This window comes from Alteromonas sp. R7 (genome assembly GCF_055755235.1).
On the sequence record NZ_JBVTQX010000001.1, the window covers coordinates 519,966 to 541,400 of the forward strand.

Annotated in this window: 21 protein-coding genes; 19 read left to right on the forward strand and 2 right to left on the reverse strand. The window is 46.1% G+C overall.

What is annotated here, in order from left to right:
• Positions 1–120 precede the first annotated feature (120 nt).
• Genes tgt through secF form a run of 4 tightly spaced genes read left to right on the forward strand, consistent with a single transcriptional unit; the run spans position 121 to position 4,444 of the window.
• Positions 121–1,233 carry a tRNA guanosine(34) transglycosylase Tgt gene (tgt, locus tag AC0J2X_RS02165; protein WP_014950189.1) on the forward strand — a complete coding sequence of 371 codons (1,113 nt, stop codon included), beginning with the start codon at positions 121–123 and terminating at the stop codon, positions 1,231–1,233.
• A 24-nt stretch (positions 1,234–1,257) separates the two neighbouring features.
• Complete coding sequence (yajC, locus tag AC0J2X_RS02170; RefSeq protein ID WP_014999069.1) at positions 1,258–1,593, forward strand: preprotein translocase subunit YajC; 336 nt, start codon at positions 1,258–1,260, stop codon at positions 1,591–1,593.
• A 55-nt stretch (positions 1,594–1,648) separates the two neighbouring features.
• Positions 1,649–3,493: a protein translocase subunit SecD gene (gene secD / locus AC0J2X_RS02175; RefSeq protein WP_014950187.1), complete on the forward strand. Its 1,845-nt coding sequence runs from the start codon at positions 1,649–1,651 to the stop codon at positions 3,491–3,493.
• A gap of 9 nt (positions 3,494–3,502) precedes the next feature.
• Entirely contained in the window at positions 3,503–4,444 is a 942-nt protein-coding gene (secF, locus tag AC0J2X_RS02180) for a protein translocase subunit SecF (protein WP_472995726.1), read from the forward strand.
• A 74-nt stretch (positions 4,445–4,518) separates the two neighbouring features.
• On the opposite strand, the gene AC0J2X_RS02185 is transcribed toward secF, so the two are convergent.
• Positions 4,519–5,415, reverse strand: coding sequence for a LytR/AlgR family response regulator transcription factor (locus AC0J2X_RS02185; RefSeq protein WP_069944622.1), 897 nt, complete (start codon positions 5,413–5,415; stop codon positions 4,519–4,521).
• Between the two features lie 109 nt (positions 5,416–5,524).
• On the opposite strand from AC0J2X_RS02185, the gene AC0J2X_RS02190 reads away from it, so the two are divergent.
• Entirely contained in the window at positions 5,525–6,817 is a 1,293-nt protein-coding gene (locus tag AC0J2X_RS02190; RefSeq protein ID WP_069944621.1) for an acyltransferase family protein, read from the forward strand.
• A gap of 194 nt (positions 6,818–7,011) precedes the next feature.
• Here AC0J2X_RS02190 and suhB read toward each other — a convergent pair whose 3' ends face one another.
• The gene (suhB, locus tag AC0J2X_RS02195) at positions 7,012–7,788 is read right to left on the reverse strand and encodes an inositol-1-monophosphatase (protein ID WP_014950183.1); all 777 of its coding nucleotides are present in this window, start codon (positions 7,786–7,788) and stop codon (positions 7,012–7,014) included.
• 255 nt (positions 7,789–8,043) lie between these two features.
• On the opposite strand from suhB, the gene trmJ reads away from it, so the two are divergent.
• The 14 genes from trmJ to ndk all read left to right on the forward strand — a co-directional run bounded on the left by trmJ (position 8,044) and on the right by ndk (position 21,327).
• Positions 8,044–8,808, forward strand: a complete 765-nt coding sequence (gene trmJ / locus AC0J2X_RS02200; protein ID WP_014950182.1) for a tRNA (cytosine(32)/uridine(32)-2'-O)-methyltransferase TrmJ — start codon at positions 8,044–8,046, stop codon at positions 8,806–8,808.
• 5 nt (positions 8,809–8,813) lie between these two features.
• A complete protein-coding gene (gene cysE, locus AC0J2X_RS02205; protein ID WP_014950181.1) occupies positions 8,814–9,638 on the forward strand; it encodes a serine O-acetyltransferase in 825 nt (274 codons plus the stop codon).
• 168 nt (positions 9,639–9,806) lie between these two features.
• Entirely contained in the window at positions 9,807–11,261 is a 1,455-nt protein-coding gene (locus AC0J2X_RS02210; protein WP_069944620.1) for a flavin-containing monooxygenase, read from the forward strand.
• A 49-nt stretch (positions 11,262–11,310) separates the two neighbouring features.
• Positions 11,311–12,222 carry an alpha/beta fold hydrolase gene (locus AC0J2X_RS02215; protein ID WP_069944619.1) on the forward strand — a complete coding sequence of 304 codons (912 nt, stop codon included), beginning with the start codon at positions 11,311–11,313 and terminating at the stop codon, positions 12,220–12,222.
• Between the two features lie 248 nt (positions 12,223–12,470).
• Positions 12,471–12,956 (forward strand): Fe-S cluster assembly transcriptional regulator IscR, encoded by a 486-nt coding sequence (gene iscR, locus AC0J2X_RS02220; RefSeq protein ID WP_014950178.1) that lies wholly within the window; start codon positions 12,471–12,473, stop codon positions 12,954–12,956.
• 18 nt (positions 12,957–12,974) lie between these two features.
• Positions 12,975–14,141, forward strand: a complete 1,167-nt coding sequence (locus tag AC0J2X_RS02225; protein WP_069944618.1) for an IscS subfamily cysteine desulfurase — start codon at positions 12,975–12,977, stop codon at positions 14,139–14,141.
• 394 nt (positions 14,142–14,535) lie between these two features.
• Entirely contained in the window at positions 14,536–15,972 is a 1,437-nt protein-coding gene (sufB, locus tag AC0J2X_RS02230; RefSeq protein ID WP_014950176.1) for a Fe-S cluster assembly protein SufB, read from the forward strand.
• 3 nt (positions 15,973–15,975) lie between these two features.
• Positions 15,976–16,737, forward strand: a complete 762-nt coding sequence (gene sufC / locus AC0J2X_RS02235) for a Fe-S cluster assembly ATPase SufC (RefSeq protein WP_014979831.1) — start codon at positions 15,976–15,978, stop codon at positions 16,735–16,737.
• The gene (sufD, locus tag AC0J2X_RS02240; protein WP_039228366.1) at positions 16,734–17,990 is read left to right on the forward strand and encodes a Fe-S cluster assembly protein SufD; all 1,257 of its coding nucleotides are present in this window, start codon (positions 16,734–16,736) and stop codon (positions 17,988–17,990) included. Before sufC ends, sufD begins: the two co-directional genes overlap by 4 nt.
• Positions 17,987–19,204 carry an aminotransferase class V-fold PLP-dependent enzyme gene (locus AC0J2X_RS02245; protein ID WP_039231541.1) on the forward strand — a complete coding sequence of 406 codons (1,218 nt, stop codon included), beginning with the start codon at positions 17,987–17,989 and terminating at the stop codon, positions 19,202–19,204. The genes sufD and AC0J2X_RS02245 overlap by 4 nt, the downstream gene beginning before the upstream one ends.
• Before the next feature lie 9 nt (positions 19,205–19,213).
• Positions 19,214–19,570, forward strand: a complete 357-nt coding sequence (locus AC0J2X_RS02250) for a HesB/IscA family protein (protein ID WP_014950172.1) — start codon at positions 19,214–19,216, stop codon at positions 19,568–19,570.
• A gap of 50 nt (positions 19,571–19,620) precedes the next feature.
• Positions 19,621–20,154 carry a putative Fe-S cluster assembly protein SufT gene (gene sufT, locus AC0J2X_RS02255; RefSeq protein WP_014977033.1) on the forward strand — a complete coding sequence of 178 codons (534 nt, stop codon included), beginning with the start codon at positions 19,621–19,623 and terminating at the stop codon, positions 20,152–20,154.
• A gap of 59 nt (positions 20,155–20,213) precedes the next feature.
• Positions 20,214–20,624, forward strand: a complete 411-nt coding sequence (locus tag AC0J2X_RS02260) for a SufE family protein (protein ID WP_014950170.1) — start codon at positions 20,214–20,216, stop codon at positions 20,622–20,624.
• A gap of 271 nt (positions 20,625–20,895) precedes the next feature.
• Positions 20,896–21,327 (forward strand): nucleoside-diphosphate kinase, encoded by a 432-nt coding sequence (gene ndk, locus AC0J2X_RS02265; protein ID WP_012519000.1) that lies wholly within the window; start codon positions 20,896–20,898, stop codon positions 21,325–21,327.
• Positions 21,328–21,435 lie beyond the last annotated feature (108 nt).

A 21,435-nucleotide genomic window follows, 5' to 3' on the forward strand; every position in this document is an offset into this window, starting at 1 on the left:
TAGCTTAGTTACAGATAAACATAGATACGGGGCATGATCTCAGCCGAATTACTGGTATAATCGCCGCCAATTTATTTTTATACCCAGCGCAAAAGCGCAACAAAGTGGGAATGCTTTCACATGCAATTTGAGTTGTTAAAAACCGAAGGCCGAGCACGACGCGGTCGTTTGGTGTTTGAACGCGGTGTTGTTGAAACCCCAGCGTTCATGCCCGTAGGTACATACGGTACTGTTAAGGGAATGACCCCTGAAGAATTAAAAGACAGCGGTGCACACATCTGTCTTGGAAACACGTTTCACCTGATGCTTCGTCCTGGTACAGGCATTATTCGCCAGCATGGCGACCTGCACGACTTCATGAATTGGGACAAGCCAATCCTTACGGATTCGGGTGGCTTCCAAGTGTTTAGCTTGGGTGATTTGCGTAAAATTACCGAAGAAGGTGTAACATTCCGCTCTCCGATAAACGGCGAAAAGATCTTACTTACGCCTGAAAAATCGATGGAAGTTCAGCGCGATTTGGGCTCTGACATCGTGATGATTTTTGATGAGTGCACGCCGTACCCCGCTACTGAACAAGAAGCGCGCGTTTCAATGGAAATGTCGCTACGTTGGGCCAAACGTAGTAAAGAAGCCCATGGCGATAACCCAGCAGCACTGTTTGGTATCATTCAAGGCGGTATGTACGAAGGTCTGCGCGACGTTTCACTTGCTGGCCTTGAAGCTATTGGCTTCGACGGTTACGCCATTGGTGGTCTTTCAGTAGGTGAGCCGAAAGAAGATATGATCCGCATTATCGATCATACCGCGCCTAAAATTCCGGAAGATAAACCTCGCTATTTAATGGGCGTGGGTAAACCTGAAGATTTGGTAGAGTCTGTGCGTCGCGGCATCGATATGTTTGACTGTGTAATGCCCACGCGTAACGCGCGAAACGGTCACCTGTTTGTGACTGAAGGCGTAGTGAAGATTCGCAATGCGAAACACAGAAACGACACCTCGCCATTAGATGAGAATTGTGATTGCTACACTTGTAAAAACTATTCTCGCTCTTATTTACATCATTTGGACAAGTGTAACGAAATCTTGGGTGCGCGCTTAAACACCATCCATAACCTACGCTACTATCAGCGTGTGATGCAGGGTCTTCGCGATGCGATTGACGCAGGTACGCTTGATGAGTTTGTACAAGAATTCTATGAACAAAAAGGGTTGCCGGTTCCGGCACTATAACAACGATAATATTTGGGGAATTTTATGAGCCTATTTATCTCTAACGCTTACGCACAGTCTGCTGGTGCGCCGCAAGGTGGCGGCATGGAAATGATCATCATGCTAGCTGTATTTGGTTTAATCTTTTACTTCTTGCTTTACCGTCCACAGGCTAAGCGTGTAAAAGAGCATAAAAACCTAGTATCGTCACTTAGCAAAGGCGATGAAGTGTTAACACAAGGTGGTTTGGTAGGAAAAATCACTAAAGTGTCAGAAGAAAAAGACTTCATTGAAGTTGCACTTAACGATTCAAACAACATCGTTGTTCAGAAGTCTTCAGTAACTGCTGTGCTGCCTAAAGGCACGATGAAGTCACTGTAAGTAACAAAAGCCGGGGCCGGGACGCTTCCCGGTACTGGCACGAAAGGATTATCCAGTGCTAAACAAAAACTCTATTTGGAAAGTACTGAGTGCACTCATTGTGGTTGCAATGTGTGCACTTTATGCGCTTCCTAACATTTACGGTGAAGATCACGCCGTACAAATCTCAGCAGGCCGTGACGCTGTGGTAACTGACGCCACTGTGGAACAAGTAAAAGCCGCGCTAAGTGAAAAGAATATCTCTCCAAAACGTGTTGAATTTGAGAACGAACAAATATTAGTTCGCGTTTCGGATTCTGACACCCAGCTTGTAACGCGCGAAACGCTTGAAAAGGCGCTTGGTGATGACTACTACGTGGCTATGAACCTTGCCCCTGACACGCCAGAATGGCTTGAAGGCCTAGGTGGCGCGCCAATGAAGCTAGGTCTTGACCTTCGCGGTGGTGTTCACTTCTTGATGGAAGTGGATATGACCGAAGTGATTGCTAAGTCGCTAGAAGACGCAGAGGGTGGTTTCCGTACTTCTCTGCGTGAAGAGGGCATTCGTTATCGCGGTGTAAAACAGGTTGACGATCATATCGACATTACGTTCCGTGATGAAGATGCGCTAGACAAGGCAGAGTTCTTTTTGCGCAACCAAAGTCGCGACCTAACCTTTAACCAGGTGGACGACTTAACACTTCGCGCTATTTTTGCTGAAAGCAAGCTTCAGGAAATTCGCGACAACGCGGTTAAGCAAAACATTACCATTATTCGTAATCGTGTAAACCAACTTGGTGTGGCTGAGCCGCTTGTACAAAAGCAAGGTGCTGATCGCATAGTCGTACAGCTTCCAGGTATTCAAGACACTGCTCGTGCGAAAGAAATTCTTAATGCCACAGCAACACTAGAATTTCGCATGGTAGATCAGAAGAACGATATCCGTGATGCATTGAACGGCCGCGTTCCTCCTGGCTCTCAAGTGATTGAAGATCAGCAAGGCATTCCTCAGCTACTTGAAAAGCGTATTATGCTTACCGGTAGCCATATTATTGATGCGAATAGCGGTGTTGATGAGTACGGACTTCCGAACGTAAACATCTCGCTTGATTCTGAAGGCGGTAATAAGATGTCTCGCTCAACTCGTGGGAACATTGGTAAACCAATGGCTACGGTGTTTATCGAATACAAGTCGACTGGCGAACGTAACAAAGACGGCAAGCTAGTGTTTGAAAAACACGAGCAAGTTATCTCGGTTGCGACTATTCGTGCGCAGCTGGGTAGCAAGTTCCAAATCACAGGTCTTGATTCACCGAAAGAAGCCCGTGACTTAGCGTTGCTACTTCGCGCAGGTGCACTGATTGCGCCAATTCAAATTGTTGAAGAGCGTACGGTTGGACCAAGCTTGGGTAAAGAAAACATTGAGCTGGGCATGCAGGCTATTATGTATGGTCTGGCAGCGGTACTTGTTTTCATGTTGATTTACTACAAAGCCTTTGGTGTGGTAGCGAACATCGCTCTGATTACAAACCTAGTTATGATTGTGGGCATTATGTCGATGATCCCTGGTGCAACGCTTACGCTACCGGGTATGGCAGGTATTGTACTGACCGTTGGTATGGCGGTAGATGCAAACGTGCTTATCTTTGAGCGTATACGAGAAGAGATACGTGATGGCCGCAGCCCACAGCATGCCATTCATCAAGGTTACGACAGTGCTTTTTCTACCATTCTAGATGCTAACATTACCACCTTCATTGCAGGCTTAATCCTGTTTGCCGTGGGCACAGGCCCAATTAAAGGCTTCTCGATTACACTGATGATTGGTATAGCAACCTCGATGTTTACCGCAATCCTTGTTACGCGCGTTATTGTTAACGCAGTATGGGGCGGTCGACGCGTAGAGAAATTGGCGATTTAAGGAAGTAACATGCAATTATTAAAACTATCCGATACCGTCAATTTTATGCGCCTTCGCATTCCTGCGATGGTGTTATCAACGGTACTCATTTTAGGTTCGTTCGTGTCGCTAGGCGTTAATAGCCTTAACTGGGGGCTAGACTTCACTGGCGGTACGCTAATTGAAGTTGGCTATGAGGACGCTGCTAACTTAGAAGGCATTCGCGCCCAGCTAAACGAAGCGAACTTTGAAGATGCTATAGTGCAAAACTTTGGCAGCAGCCAAGATGTACTTATCCGCATTGCTCCTCGTGATGGCGTTAAAGCCGTGACTATTGGTGAACAGGTACTAGCTGCCTTGCGCGCTGACGGTACTGAGGTTGATATGCGTCGTATCGAGTTCGTAGGTCCTAACGTAGGTGAAGAGCTTACCGAACAGGGCGGCCTTGCGATGCTAGTCGCACTCTTGTGTATTCTAGTTTATATCGCGATGCGATTTGAATGGCGATTCGCTCTAGGGTCAGTGTCGGCACTAGCTCACGACGTTATACTTACGCTGGGTTTGTTTTCAGTACTTCAAATCGAGTTTGACCTTACGGTACTTGCAGCAGTACTAGCGGTAATTGGTTATTCACTTAACGATACCATCGTTGTGTGTGACCGTATTCGTGAGAACTTCCGCAAAATTCGTAAAGGTGAGCCTGTTGAGATTATCAACATCTCGCTAACGCAAACCCTAAACCGTACTATCATCACATCATTAACCACGGTGTTGGTATTGGTTGCACTATTCTACAAGGGTGGGGCGCTTATTCACGGATTTGCAACCGCCTTGTTGTTCGGTGTAGTGGTTGGTACTTACTCATCGGTGTATATCGCAAGTTCAGTGGCACTTGCATTGGGTATTAGTAAAGAAGACCTAATGCCACCACAAGTGGAAAAGGAAGGCGCAGATTTAGATCCTATGCCTTAGTTTTACACGCTTGAAACGTACAAAAACCGCATCTACGATGCGGTTTTTTTATGCTTTATCAAAAGTGGAATTTACTATTGATTGGGGGCTAATGCTTGTTTCAGATCATCTTTATATCGCCTGGAAAGCGCTACTGATTGACCGTTATTGAGCATTATTGTTCCATCCCCCGTTTCTTCATAACTTATAGACACAATGGCAGGTATTCGCACTGCGTGCGATCGGTGCACTCGCATAAAGCCTTGATGCGCTCCTTCTTCACAAAACCGGCCAAGGGTATAACGCAAGGGGTAAACGCCCACGTGAGTATGAAGGTTAATGTAGTTTCCTGAGGCTTCTACTCGCTGTATGTCGGTGACTTGAACCAAAAACTCCTTATTGAGCTTTTTCACCAATAAATAGTCAGGTAAGGTGCTGGCCACGTTGTCATTCGTTACCTGTGATGTGTCGCGTGTAATAGGTGATGCTTCACCAATTAAGCGTTGATAGCCAAACCGTGCAATATAGTAAAAAGTAATCAGAGTAATATAGCCCCATACATCCTTTCGATATTCGTAGATGAACTCATTGAGCCATATCCCAAAGTCATAATTGCGTTCAGAGAATAAATAGACGAGCTTCCGAAATGCTACCATTAATGATACATGGGCTACCGAAAATAAACTGGCGAAGGCAAAATGCCACCCAAGCCATGTCGCTCCCACTTTTACTTTCTGATCGAGTGTACGTATAGCGATAATTAATGGGATGACGAGCAAAGCGGTGCTCAAAGCACTCGAGTATTCCCAAACGTAAGGCTCCCAAAGTGCTACGCTGTTATTGTCGCTTCGAGAAAATTCAGTCCAACTAGACGCAGCATTGATCGAATTGTTTATAAACAAATAGGCTGCAAGCAAAACGAATGCAGCGTACTTATGTTTTGATTCAGAATCCCTAAGAAACTGACTCCATTTTTCATCCCAGTTATTCACCGCTTAACCCTTTTTCCCTTAATTCTCGTCACTTAGGCGTTTGCTGTCGGACGTCTATCACATTAGATGCAACACGTTAGTTAAGCACTATTGAATAGGAGTGAGGACATTGACGCAAGCATATGTTGATCAGGAAGCAACGTTTGTTAATAGAACTTCAAAGGGGGAGGCGAGAGAGAAGGCCGTTGTCGAGAGTCCTGTCACTCAGCGTTATTTCGAGTTGGATGCACTGCGTGTCATCGCGTTTGGTGTACTCATTTTTTATCACATCGGAATGTATTACGTTTTAGAGTGGGGCTGGCATATAAAAAGCGACGTGCAATTTCCACTACTACAAGACGTGATGATATTGACCAACCAATGGCGTATGTCTTTATTATTTTTGATCTCTGCCATGGTATTTACCGTCGTGCTGCGCCGCGCTTATGGCCAAACGACCTCTCGCTGGCGTGTATCTCTTTCACTACTGGGGAAGAGGGCGTTGCGGATATTAATTCCTCTTGTATTCGGTATGTTTGTTATCGTCGCGCCACAAGTTTATGTAGAGTGGCCAGTCAGCGGAGCACTAGCCATGCCGTTTAGCGAGTTCTACGTTGCTTACATTAATCCAAATACTGACTTGTTTATCGACAAACAATCGGTAATTGGCTTACTGACATGGAATCACCTTTGGTTTTTACCTTACCTTTTTGTGTATAGCGCTTTCATATTGCTGTTTTTCCCGCTTATCAGATTTGTGGAAGTAAGGGCGTTGAGAGTACTCGATAGTTTGGCGCTGTTTAGCGTGTTAGTGGTTACGATCATGACTGCCATATGGCTGGAACTACGAGTAGCATATCCCACGTCGCACGACTTGCTTAATGATTGGTATAGTCATGCAAAGTACTTTTTTGTGATGCTGGTAGGTATTGTGGTCGCGCTTAGACCCGCATTGTATGCTGCAATTATGAGGTCCCGTTACGTAAGCTTAACCATTGCGATAGTACTTTACAGCGTCATAATTTTAGACCGTCACGACTTGCTAGGCCCTACAGGGCAGTTAATGGAGTCGTCGCCTGGGTTTCGTGTTTTGGTTGGTGTAATCGTTGTACTTAATCACTGGGCATGGTTGGCAGCAATATTGGGGTTCGGTCGAAAATATTTGTCTAACCCGAGTAAGGTGGTGAGCTATTTGAACAAAGGCGTGTTGCCATACTATATGGTGCATCAAACGATAATTGTGGTGGCGGCGTTCTTTTTGAGCTCCCGTGTATCGTCGACACTCGGAGAATTTATTTTAATAACGCTAATAACCGTTGTGGGGTGCGCACTGACATACGAAGTCGCCAAGCGCTTTTTAATACTTAGATTTTTATTTGGCCTAAAGTTAAACACCAGTCCGCATAGCTCATTAGCCACTTAGCGAGAGGTAAAGTGTTCGTAATCGCGGTGTGTTACCGCAGGTATAACGAAACCAATAAGTGAGAAAAAGAAAAAGGCGCTATGTCACGTCATTCGTGTCATAGCGCCTTTACTGTTTAACTGTGCTTGGTTTATCGGCTCAGTTTATGTGCTTACGAGCGATTTATTTAAGATGCTTCTTATTTAAGATGCTTCTTACTTAAGATGCTTCACTAAGCCTTGAACAACCTTCACGCTACCAGCAACAATTTCGCCTTTGTGAAGCGGGTCGTTTCCGCCTTTAAAGTCAGTTACCAAGCCGCCAGCTTCACGAACAATAAGCTCACCTGCTGCGATATCCCAAGATTTAATGCCGCGCTCCCAGTAACCGTCGTGGCGGCCGGCTGCAACGTAAGCAAGGTCTAGCGCAGCACTACCTGCGCGGCGAATGTCACCCACTTCGTGGAAAATCTTGTTTAAGCTTAGTGCATACTCGCCAAACTGAGATTTGTTCTTAAACGGTAAGCCAGTAGCAATAATGGTTTCAGAAAGGTCACGAGGCTTAGAAGCACGAATACGATAACCGTTAAGCTGCGCGCCTTGACCACGGCTCGCGGTGAATAGTTCGCTGCGAATTGGGTCGAAAACAACCGCTTGATCTAAGCGACCTTTGTGAAGAAGTGCAATTGAAACGGCAAAGTGAGGAATGCCTTTTACAAAGTTAGTGGTGCCATCTAGTGGATCGATGATCCACTGATAATCAGTTTCTGTGCCCAAAACTTCACCCGATTCTTCACCTAGGAAGCAATGGTTCGGGTAAGACTGCTGAATTTTGGCAATAATTGCTTGTTCTGCTTCTTTATCAACTTGAGTAACGAAGTCGTTTAAGCCTTTTGACTCTGTTGCTACTTCATTATGTTTTTCAAAACCACGAACAATAACTGTTCCAGCCGCACGCGCAGCGCGCACCGCAATATTCAGCATAGGATGCATAGATAAACCACCAATTGTAAAAGACCAATGAAACAAACTAACTGTACAAAAAATAGCTAGTTGTTTTCGAAAACGGGCGGAGTCTACCAGAATCTATGCGCGATGCAAATGAAATCCCAGCACAATAGCGTGAATAGCCATCTATACTGCCGCTGTGTTAAACTTCACGCTATTAAGGTCTGTAAGATAGCACGCCAAAAGCGCGTATTATCGAATTAAAGACGCTATCCAAATAAGTACGTAGGTATTACACGCATGCTCGAGAATATTCGCATTATTTTAGTTAACACGTCTCACACGGGAAACATCGGCTCGACAGCAAGAGCTATGAAAACCATGGGGCTGAGCAGCTTATATCTTGTCGACCCAGTAAATGAGCCAGACGGCCAAGCCAGTGCATTGGCGGCAGGGGCTGGTGATGTGCTTGCTAACGCGAAAATTGTAAGCACGCTGGAAGAGGCAGTTAAAGACTGTGGCTTGGTAGTAGGGACGTCAGCACGCTCTCGCACTCATTCATGGCCTATGTTAGGCCCGCGCGACTGTGGAGAGAAGCTGGTCCAAGAAGTAGAAAAGTACCCGGTAGCCTTGGTGTTTGGGCGTGAGAACAGTGGTTTAACTAATGAAGAGCTGCAGCAGTGTCACTTCCATATGTGTATTCCAGCCAACCCTGAATATAGCTCACTTAATTTAGCTGCAGCAGTGCAAACCCTTTGTTATGAGATTCGCATGGCCTATCTAAATCGCGAAACCTATCCAAGTGTTGAGGAAGAATATCCACTGAATGACGATTTAGAGCGTTTTTATACGCATTTGGAAACCACGCTAGAAGGCACGTCATTCATTCGCAAAAGTCACCCGGGTGTGGTTATGACTAAGCTGCGCCGCTTGTTTAACCGAGCACGCCCTGAGTCTCAAGAGCTTAATATATTGCGCGGTATATTGGCGTCTATCGATAAATCGGTGAAGAATGCTAACTCTGGCGATGCAGACCCTGCACCAGCGATAGAAGAAAAAGAGTAAACACTATGTTCGCCCGTATAAAAGATGATATTCAAGGTGTATTTCATCGCGACCCAGCGGCCAGAAACACCTTTGAAGTGCTCACCAACTATCCTGGCCTTCATGCGGTGTGGCTGCATCGCATTAGTCACAAACTATGGAAGGCTGAATGGAAATGGTTGGCACGCAGTTTATCAACCTTTAGCCGCTGGCTTACGGGGATTGAAATTCATCCTGGTGCCACGTTAGGACGACGGGTATTTATCGACCACGGTATGGGTGTGGTCATTGGTGAAACAGCAGAAATTGGCGATGATGTTACCCTTTACCACGGCGTTACTCTTGGAGGCACTAGCTGGAGAGCAGGTAAGCGCCACCCAACCCTTAAAAAAGGCGCTGTAGTTGGGGCTGGTGCCAAAGTGTTGGGGCCTATTATTATAGGTGAAAACGCTAAAGTAGGGTCTAACTCTGTGGTCGTAAAAGATATTCCTGATGGCGCTACGGCAGTGGGGATCCCCGGGCGTATCATTATCTCGAAGCAAAAAGAGATGAATGCGTCGGTAAACCCCGAGCGAGATAAAATTGCCCAGAAATATGGTTTTGATGCCTATGCTGTCGCGCCAGATAACCCTGATCCTGTGGCCAATGCGATGGGCATAATGCTAGAGCACATGCACCAAATGGACACCAAAGTGGAAGAGATGTGCAAGGTCATTCAGTCACTAGGTGGCGATGTGTGTACCGATAATTTACACAATATTAGCGCTGAAGATTTCGCAGAAACGGGTTTCGACCTAACGGAAACCCAAGAGCGAGAGAAGGCTCATTCTTCTTTCGACCCCGCTATTTAACTCTAATTCCGCATACTATTTTCGGGTGCTAAGGCGGAGAACCTTCACCCTTATATAGTAAAAATTCACAAAAGCTTGTTTTTACAAAACATTAACAAGCACATTGACTCATGCATAACTCCAACATACATTGAGATGAAAGGTTGATCATCACTTTTCAGGGACGTTATGCAAGAAACAGCGCCATTACTCGACGTACTAATTGTTGGAGCCGGAATTTCGGGTATCGGCTGCGCCTACCATATTCAAAAAAAATGTCCTGACCTTTCATATTCTATTATAGAAGCCCGCAGTGATTTGGGCGGCACATGGGATTTATTCAAATACCCGGGAATACGCTCAGATTCTGATTTATTCACCTTTGGCTACGAATTCAAACCTTGGAAAGAGAAAAAGGCCATTGCTGATGGTCGTTCAATAAAGGCTTACGTCGAAGAAACCGCGGCTGAAAACGGTATTAAAGAGCGCATACGTTTTTTAACTCGTGTGGTAGATATAAATTGGCAAAGCGATAAACACTATTGGCTGGTTACGTTAAAGTCAGAAGAGAGTGGGCAGCATGAGCACATTGCCGCCAGATGGATATTTAACGCTTCGGGTTATTATCGATACGATAAAGGTTATGCACCACATTTCAAAGGGCAATCACAATTTAACGGCCAGGTTGTACATCCACAGCATTGGCCCGAAGATCTGGAATACGAAAACAAACGCGTCGTGGTAATCGGAAGCGGTGCAACGGCGGTAACGCTGGTTCCCGCACTAGCGAAAAGCGCATCGCACGTGACTATGCTGCAAAGAACGCCATCCTACGTATTGCCTGTTCCCGTAGATGACCCAATCGCAAAACATTTACGCGCGTGGTTTAGCGAGGATACAGCGTTTAAAGCTGCGCGTTGGTTTAACATAGCGAAACAGCGTTGGGTGTACGCGTTTTGTCAGCGCTTTCCACATCGTGCGCGCAAAATAATACGCAGTCTTAATGCAAAAATGTTACCCGAAGGGTATCCAGTAGATATACACTTTAACCCTCCTTACAATCCTTGGGAGCAGCGACTGTGTGCAGTTCCGGGTGGAGATTTATTCGAGTCAATTTCGAAAGGTAAGGCGTCGGTTGCAACAGATACTATAGAAACGTTTACTGAAACGGGCATTAAACTTGATTCGGGCCAGCATATTGAAGCAGATATTATAGTAACAGCCACTGGATTAAACCTTCTGCCTCTAGGAGGGATAGTGCCAAAAATTGATGGTGAAGCTGTTTCGCTTCCAGAATGTGTTACGTATAAAGGTATGTTACTCAGTGGCGTGCCTAATTTTGCTATCGCGGTGGGTTATACAGCTTCATCGTGGACACTAAAAATTGGCCTTCTATGTGAACATTTCACGCGATTGCTCAATCATATGGAAGAGCACGGCTTTACACAGTGTACACCTATAGCAGACCCAAATATGGAAACACAACCGTTGCTAAACTTTGGCGCTGGCTACATCCAACGCTCTTTAGAACAATTGCCACGTCAAGGCATGCAGTTTCCTTGGTCTATGTCGTTCAATTATGCACAAGACGTGAAGATTTTTCGGAAAGGTCGTGTAGACGATCCAGCGCTTAAGTTTGAATAGAAATTTTAATAGACGCACACTTACTTTTATTAAATCACGAGAGCTTTAAATGAGTTTAGCCCAGCATCATGAGCAATACGTAACGCTTAAAAGCGGTGATAGGTTTTGCTATGCCGAACATGGTGTCGGAAATACCGACACCATTGTACTCATTGTGGGTTTAGGTCTTCAGTTAGTTTATTGGCCAAACGCGCTTATTGAGCGTTTAGTTTCTAGTGGATTTCGCGTTATTTGCTTTGACAATCGTGATGCAGGAAGGTCAGTACGCAGCGACACACCGCATCCCAGCCTATTACAGCAGTTAAGAGGAAGGTCGCCGAAAGGTGCATATGGACTTGAACGGATGGCTGAAGATACTGCACAGTTGTTAGAGGCGCTAAATATATCAAGCGCACATATCGCAGGAATGTCTATGGGAGGGATGATTGCACAGACTCTTGCAAGTCTGCATCCTGAAAAAGTGATATCTATGACGTCTATTTTCTCGACGACAGGGAATCGCCGCGTAGGGCAACCCTCTTATTCAACGCTATGGCGAATGGCAAGAGCTAAAGCGCCAATGAACGAAAAAGACGCAGTAAAAAACTATCAGGCAATGATGACGCATATTGGCGATGTAGCTGCAAACGGAGCCGTAAATCAATGGCATCAGTACGCGCGTTTGGCATGGCAGCGAAATGGTGGCAAAAGTGATGCAAAAGCGATGTTCCGGCAAATCGGTGCTATTATGAAATCTGGGGACCGAACGCCAATGCTTCAAAATGTCAAAGCCCCAACATTAGTGATACACGGAGATGTTGATCACATGGTGCATCCCAGTGGCGGTGTTGCGACAGCCAGGGCTATATCAGGTGCTAAACATCAAATATTGCGCGGGTTGCGCCATCAAATAGATACCGTTCAATCACATCGGATAGCAGACAGTATTCTTGCTCATATTCACTTAAATGCAAACAAATAGCGCTTATGGTCGCCAATATTATTTACCCTTCAAATAAGCCATTCATCGCCTTTTATTAGCAGACCTTTCCGCGCAAATTTTGCGCCTAATAGTGCTTAATAGGATGGTGCTTAAACGAAACGAAAGTCCTGATACAAAAAAGCGATGAATCGAATCAATAATACCTGACTAATTTACTGGGTCTTATACTTGACCATTTTAGTCGGGTATGTGAAAATTCCCGCACTATAAAACGGCGGGAGAATCCAATGAAACTCACTTCGAAAGGGCGCTATGCGGTTACCGCAATGCTTGATGTCGCTTTGCATTCAAAGCGTGGTCCAGTGCCTCTTGCCGACATTTCAGAACGACAAGAAATTTCTTTATCTTACCTTGAACAGCTTTTTTCTCGATTGCGTAAAGAGCAATTAGTAGACAGTGTTCGTGGGCCTGGCGGCGGCTATTTGTTAGGCCGTGAAGCAAGCAAAATTGCGATAGGCGAAGTCATTCGCGCCGTCGACGAGTCCATTGATGCGACACGTTGCCAAGGACAAGCAGACTGTCAAGGCGGCGATCGCTGCCTAACGCACAGCTTGTGGCAAGACCTAAGTGATCGCATTGCGGCGTTTTTGAATTCAATTACGTTGGGCGAGTTAATGGCAAAGCGTGATGTGCAAGAAGTAGCCGACCGCCAAGACGGTAATGCATCACTTCGTCATATCACCAAAGATATCGAAGTTAGTATTCAACTTTAAATTGGTATTGAGTAACGCATGGCTTTATCAACACCCATTTATTTAGATTACGCAGCAACAACACCGGTAGACCCAAGTGTGGCCGAGGCAATGGCAAAATGCCTAACGCTGGATGGCAACTTTGGTAACCCAGCTTCTCGTAGTTATCGCTTCGGCTGGATGGCAGAAGAAGCGGTTGATGTTGCTAGAAATCAAATCAGCGACGCGATTAATTGCGACCCTAGAGAAATTGTTTTTACTTCGGGGGCCACTGAATCGAACAATCTTGCTATAAAAGGCGTCGCCGAAGGTTATGCCAATAAAGGCAAACATATCATTACCGTTAACACCGAACATAAAGCGGTGTTGGATACCTGTGAGTTCTTACAAAGCCAAGGCTTTGAGGTTACCTATCTTGAAGTATTGCCAAACGGTTTAATTGATTTAAATGATCTCGAAAACGCGTTGCGCGACGACACTATTCTGGTGTCGGTGATGCATGTGAACAATGAACTTGGCGTTATCCAAGACATTCAAGCTATTGGCCAGCTTTGTCGTGACAAAGGCATTCTTTTTCATGTGGATGGTGCGCAAAGTGTGGGCAAAATTGCCATTGATTTAGCTGAGCTTCCTATAGATTTGCTGTCTATATCGGCGCACAAGATATACGGCCCGAAAGGTATGGGGGCACTATATGTGCGTCGCCGTCCTAAAATCAATCTGGTTGCACAAATTCATGGCGGGGGCCACGAGCGCGGCATGCGGTCGGGTACATTAGCCACCCACCAAATTGTTGGAATGGGTGAAGCCATCGCGCTAGCTTCTTCAAAAATGGAAGAGGACAGTGCGCGCATATTAGCGCTGCGTGAATCGCTGTGGCAAGGCCTTCAACAGCTCGACGATATCTATTTAAATGGGCACGCAACACAGCGTATCCCGGGTATTTTAAATGTGAGCTTTGCGGGTGTAGACGGTGAAAGCTTGATGATGGGCTTAAATGATATTGCTGTATCTTCAGGGTCGGCATGTACATCAGCGAGTCTAGAGCCCTCGTATGTGCTGAAAGCGATTGGCCGCAGCAACGAATTGGCGCATGCAGGAATTAGATTCAGCGTGGGGCGTTTTACGACCCAAGAAGACATCGATTACGTAATACAAAAAGTAGTGGATGTAACCACAAGACTACGCCAAGCGGTTTCAGCATAAACGCCTATACCGTCGTTGAGCGCGGGTTTTTGTAGTAGACAAAGCGTAGTTAGTGTTAGCGCATTCTTTTTTATTTCAGTGAATGTGGAAGAAAATTAATGCGCGTTTGAAGGAAATTGACCTTTAAGCAGCGTTTAAAACGCGTAAGTGGCCATAAATTAATGGCTGAATATTTGAGTGAAATAGTCGGGTATTATATACTACGGCACCAAAATTTTAGGCTGTCCGCAATGTAACTGGCAGTTTTGGCAACTCTTTTGGGCGTAAACCCAAATAAATGACGTTGTTGAAGTTGAAAGTCGATATAAATTACCAAGACCGTGGGGTGATTTATTTGCCAGTTAAATAGAAAGGTTAGTGGCAGCAAATGCAGGCAAACAAGTGAGATCCCAACATGAGTGAACAGATCGAACAGGCGTTAGAAAGAAAGTACGATGCGGGTTTCTATTCAGAAATCGAATCGGAAACGTTTGAAAGCGGCCTGGACGAGTCGGTTATCCGCCGCATATCAGCAATGAAAAACGAGCCTGAATGGATGCTTGAATGGCGTTTGAAGTCTTATCATGCATGGCTAGAAATGGAAGAGCCTGATTGGGCGCATGTCGACTATCCGAAAATCGATTATCAGGCCATTTCTTATTACTCGGCACCAAAGAGTATGAAAGATAAACCTAAGTCGCTAGATGAAGTTGACCCTGAGCTACTTCGCACCTATGAAAAGCTGGGCATTCCTCTACACGAGCAGGAAATGCTGGCAGGCGTCGCGGTAGATGCGGTATTCGACTCGGTATCGGTTGTAACTACGTTCCGCGATAAGCTTGAAGAAGCGGGAGTGATCTTTTGCCCAATTTCTGAGGCAGTACAGAAGTACCCAGACCTTGTAAAGAAATACATTGGTTCGGTAGTGCCGCGCACAGATAACTATTTTGCTGCGCTTAACAGCGCTGTATTTACTGACGGTTCATTTGTCTATATTCCAAAAGGCACACGTTGCCCAATGGAGCTTTCTACTTATTTTCGTATTAACGAAATGAACACCGGTCAGTTCGAGCGTACCTTGATTGTTGCTGATGAAGGCAGCTACGTAAGCTACCTTGAAGGTTGTACTGCACCACAGCGAGATGAAAACCAGCTGCATGCGGCAGTGGTTGAACTAGTGGCAATGGATGATGCGCAGATTAAATACTCAACGGTACAGAACTGGTACCCAGGTGACGAGAACGGTAAAGGCGGTATCTACAACTTCGTGACAAAACGTGGTGTAGCGCATACCAATGCGAAAATCTCGTGGACGCAGGTTGAAACCGGCTCTGCGGTTACGTGGAAGTACCCAAGCTGTGTACTTAAAGGCGACAACAGTGTAGGTGAATTCTATTCAGTAGCGCTAACGCGCGGTCGCCAGCAGGCTGATACCGGTACTAAGATGATCCACGTTGGTAAAAACACCAAGTCGACCATCATCTCTAAAGGTATTTCAGCGGGTAACAGTAACAATGCCTATCGCGGGCTGGTTCAAATGGGCCCTCGCGCCGACGGAGCACGTAACTTCACCGAGTGTGACTCGCTACTTATCGGTGACAAATGTGGCGCGCACACATTCCCGTATATCGAAAGCCGTAACCCTTCAGCCATTGTTGAGCACGAAGCAACAACATCGAAGGTGAGCGACGAACAATTATTCCTGTGTCAGCAACGTGGCTTAGACACAGAAAAGGCCGTTTCTATGATTGTTAACGGTTTCTGTAAAGAAGTATTCAAAGAGCTGCCAATGGAATTTGCCGTAGAAGCCGGCAAGCTGCTCGAAATTAGTCTTGAAGGTTCAGTGGGGTAATCAATGCTTAGTATCAAGAATTTACATGCCAGCGTGGAAGAGAAAAACATCATAAAAGGTCTTAACCTTGAAGTTAAACCTGGTGAAGTACACGCTATCATGGGCCCCAACGGAGCCGGTAAAAGTACACTAGGCTACGTCCTATCTGGTCGTGACGGCTACGAAGTAAGCGAAGGCGAAGCCACGCTTAACGGTAAAGACCTATTAGAGCTTGAAGTAGAAGAGCGTGCCCGTGAAGGCCTTTTCCTTGCGTTCCAATACCCAGTTGAAATTCCTGGCGTAAGCAATATGGAATTCATGAAAGAGTCAGTTAACGCTATGCGCGAACAGCGCGGCGAAGCGCCATTAACAGCTGCTGAGTTTTTAAAGAAAGCAAAAGAAGCGTGCAAGCAGGTACAGCTTCCATTGGATTTCTTGAAGCGCGGTGTAAACGAAGGTTTCTCTGGTGGTGAGAAGAAGCGTAACGAAATCATGCAAATGATTTTGCTAGAGCCAAAGCTTTGTATTCTAGATGAATCAGACTCAGGCCTTGACGTTGATGCACTTCAGGTTGTTGCCGATGGTGTTAATAGCCAGCGCGACGGTGAGCGTAGCTTCATCGTTGTTACCCACTACCAGCGTCTTCTAGACTACATCAAGCCTGACTTTGTTCACATTCTTGCCGACGGCAAAATTGTGAAAAGCGGTGACGCGTCACTAGCGCTAGAAGTTGAGAAGAGCGGATACGCATTCCTAGGTAAAGCGTACGAGGAGGCTGAAGCATGAGTCAATGGCTAGAACAGGTCATTGATGCGGCGCAAATCTCCGATTACTTAGCGCCCGTGCGTCAGCAGGCCTTAGAAAAGTTAAAAGCTGATGGTTGGCCAGCCCGTAGAAACGAAAGCTGGCGTTTTACGCCGCTAACACCCGTTGAAAAGCGTGAAGCTAAGCAAGCGGTTCAGGCAGACAGTTTACCGGTACCCGCTATCGATAACCTAAATGCTATCGACCTAGTATTTGTAGACGGTGTCTTGGTCACGCAGGTTAACACGCTAAATGTGCCAGCTGGCATGAGCATCACGTCACTTAATAATGATGATACTGCCACGCAGCAAGCGATCAGCAGTGTATACGGTCAGGTTAAACCTACCCGTCATATGTTTGGCCTAGTTAACGATGCGCTGTGCCAACACGGTATATTTATTAATGTTGAAGCAGGCGCGAAAATCGACACGCCAGTGCGCATTGTGAACATGGCGTCGCAAAATGTTGATGCTCATACGCGTGTGGTGGTGAAGGTCGCTGAAGGCGCAAGTGCTACTGTTATCGAGCAAGGTTTTGGCGATACTGAAAGTTTAACCACAGCGTTTGCTGAATATGACTTGGCTGATGATGCACACCTAGAGCACTATCGTTTTGCTATGTTTACCGGCAAAGCTAAGCAATTAGGTGGTAGCCACTTTAAGCTACATAACCGCACTACGCTTAACAGCACCATGGTGGGCTATGGAAGTGAGCTTTCCCGTTTAGATGTAGATATTCATCACGCCGGCGAATTTGCCGATGCGAAAATGAACGCCATTTATCTTCTCGCGGAAGGCGAGTTATTTGACCTTCACTCTACCATTGAGCACGCCATGCCTAATGGTACGACAGAAGAAAACGCGCGTGGGATTGTAGGCGATAAAGCACGTGCCGTGTTCAATGGTCGCATTCATATTCATCGTGATGCGCAAAAGACATTGGCTGAACTTAATAACCGCAACTTGTTGCTATCTCGCCGTGGCGTTATCAACACCAAGCCTGAGCTTGAAATTTATGCTGATGACGTAAAATGTGCTCACGGTGCAACGGTTGCTGAAATTGAAGAAGAAGCCTTGTATTACATGCTTACCCGCGGCGTTTCTCGCAGTAAGGCACTTGTAATGCTCAACTTTGGCTTCATTCAAGAGCTTATAAATGACGTGCCTAATGCGGCAGTCCGTGAATGGCTAGCACCAATTTTAAGTGAGCGCTTCGCCCAAATGGAGGTGAAATGAGCTTAGACGTTGCAGCACTTCGTGCCCAGTTTCCTATTTTATCTAAAACGGTAGACGGCAAGCCGCTGGTCTACCTAGATAACGCGGCAACAACACAAAAACCTCAGGCCGTTATCGACGCCTTAGTAGATTTTTACACGGGGACGAATGCAAACGTGCACCGCGGTGCGCACCATTTATCGGATGAAGCCACGCGCCGTTACGAGAATGCACGTACCAGCGTTGCAAAGTTCATTAACGCGAAAGCGCGTGAAGAAGTTATTTGGACGTCGGGCACCACAGAAGCCATCAATATAGTCGCCAATGGTCTTGGACAGCTACTAAGCGAAGGTGACGAAGTGATGGTGACTGAGCTTGAGCACCACGCAAACTTGGTTACTTGGCAACAAGCGTGTCGCCGTTCTGGTGCAACGCTAAATGTTGTACCTATTTTCGACAGCGGAGAGTTAGACGTAGACGCTTTCGATAGACTGCTGTCTGAAAACACAAAGCTAGTGGCGTTTCCTCACGTATCGAATGCACTAGGTACGGTGAACCCAATTAAACTGCTTACTGAAAAAGCGAAAGCGGTAGGCGCATGGGTGCTGGTTGATGGCGCACAGGGTATTGCTCATGGCGGTGTTGACGTACAAGACATTGGCTGTGATTTTTACGCGTTTTCAGGCCACAAGCTATTCGGTCCAACAGGCATTGGCTGTCTGTGGGGCAAAAAAGAGGTGCTAGAAACCTGGCCTGTTTGGCAGGTAGGCGGCGAGATGATCAAAGATGTGACCTACCATGAAGCCACATGGGGAGCATTGCCAAATCGATTAGAAGCCGGTACGCCAAACATCGCAGGTGCCATTGGTATGGGCGCTGCAGTAGATTGGTTTAGTGCTCTTGATGTCAATGCTTTGCATGAACATGAACAAAAGCTGCTTGCCTATGCTACAGAGCAGGCCGAAGCGTTTGACGGTATGCGGATAATCGGTACGGCACCTAATAAGGTAGGCGTGCTGAGCTTTCTACTTGAAGGTGCGCACCCGGCGGACGTGGGCTTCATTCTCGATAGACAAGGCGTTGCGATCCGCACCGGTGACAACTGTGCACAGCCGCTAATGAAGCGCTTCGGTATACCGGGTACTGCCCGTGCGTCGTTCTCAATTTACAATACGCTTGAAGAAGTAGACAGCCTATTTGCTGCGCTTAAAAAAGCAAAAATGATGTTGGCCTAAGGAGGCATTATGAGTGTTGAAACTTTCGTACCTAGTACAAAGCTCATTTCGCTAACTGACAGTGCCGTTAAGCATTTCGAAAGTAAGCTTAAAGACAAGCCTGGTCAGTTAATTCGTTTATCGACAAAAGTAAGCGGCTGTACAGGTTACGCCTACGTGCTTGATTTCGCAGATAGTGCGCAAGCCGATGACGAAATTGTTGAAATTTCGCCACTACTTAACGTAGCCGTTGCTGCAGATGCCACCGACCTACTGCGTAATACTGAAATTGATTACGTTACAGAAGGTGTGAACGGCGTCATTAAATACAACAACCCGAACGTGGTTGATGAGTGCGGATGCGGTGAAAGCTTTAACGTAGGCTAAGCGCCACGTCAAAGGCCAACAGTGGTAGAACAAAGAGTACTAAGTAGTTTATGAAGCAAAAAATGGTGACCACCGAGCGCGACTGTAAAGCGCGCTTAGTTCCAGCGGGCAATCCTACCGTGATCCCTGAAGGCGAGTTTGTGAATATCACCCAAGAGCTCGGTGGTAACTATACGGTAACGTGGCGTGGCAACATGTACCGCATCGATGGTACTGATGCAGGTGCTATTGGCCGAAAAGCGATGACTCTGAGCTTTGACGCGCCAGAAGACGGAAACATAAGCGAACAGCAAGTGTGGGACGCGTTAGAAACTATCTTTGACCCTGAGATCCCTATCAATCTCGTATCCCTTGGTCTTATCTACAAAGTGGAAATTGATCAAGATACTAGCAGCGTCAATATTGATATGACCCTGACCGCACCAGGCTGTGGCATGGGCCCAGTATTGGTTGGCGACGTTGAATACCGCGTTGCCATGGTTCCCCATGTTAAAAACGTCAACGTAGAGCTTGTATTCGACCCTGCATGGTCCCGTGATATGATGAGTGAAGAAGCACAGCTTGAAGCGGGTCTGTTCTTCTAGTCATTCACGCAGTGAAATTTAATCACACAATTTTTCAAACAAATTAAGCGGAAATAGCAATGCAACTACCTAGCAGTGACGAAATTATTGATGATTTAGCGTTCTTCGACGATTGGGAACAGCGTTATCAGTACATCATTGATTTAGGGAAATCTATTCCGGGCTTGCCTGAAGATGCCAAAACACCTGAGCGTTTGGTCAAAGGATGTCAGAGCAGCGTTTGGCTGGTGGAGTCTTACGACGGCAATAAAATCAACTTTGACGTAGACAGCGATGCAGTTATCGTTCAAGGACTGCTTGCGTTAGTACTTGCCGCTTATAATGACAAAACGCCAACAGATATTTTAGCGTTTGATATCGACGGCTATTTTGAAGCACTAGACCTAGAGCGTCATATCACGCCAACTCGCGGTAATGGCTTACGCGCCATTGTGGGTAAAATCCAAGAATTAGCAAAAGCCAACGCTTAATTTTTTAAGCGTTGGTTTCTTTAAGCCGTTTTAGGGTTCCATAGTAAAGGCAGTGGGGCAGGTGAGTCCTCGATAATTAGTTCTGTGCAAAATAATCTGTACGCTGTCATCATATTGTCATCGCCAACAGGCTAACCTTTCTCTACATTTGCGCATAAAAACAGTACTTTATATCTGATTTGATAAAGGCTCTGGTCAAGCTGCTATTTATTGCCTATAATTCGCGGCCAAAATTTTAAAGATACACACACTATTTGTTTGGAGAGAGAACATGGCTCTTGAGCGTACTTTTTCGATTATCAAGCCTGATGCGGTAGCTAAAAACGTAATCGGTGCAATTTACAACCGTTTCGAATCTGCAGGTCTTCGCATCGTGGCATCTAAGATGATCCACATGAGCAAAGAGCAAGCAGAAGGCTTCTATGCAGAACACAAAGAGCGTCCTTTCTTCGGCGCACTTGTAGACTTCATGACGTCTGGTCCTGTTATGGTTCAAGTACTAGAAGGCGAAAACGCAGTTCTAGCTAACCGTGAAATCATGGGCGCAACTAACCCAGCTGATGCAGCTGCAGGTACACTACGTTCAGACTACGCTGCGTCAATCGACGAAAACGCAGTTCACGGTTCTGACGCACCTGAGTCAGCAGCACGTGAAATTGCTTACTTCTTCTCTGAAGAAGAAATCTGCCCACGTACTCGCTAAGATTACGTAGGTAGAAAGAACGGGGCCCTAAGGCCCCGTTTTTTGTTTCTGAGCGCCTGAACACGCTTTATGCTGCTTTGCTCGGCGCTCATTTAGGCAAGCTAAACC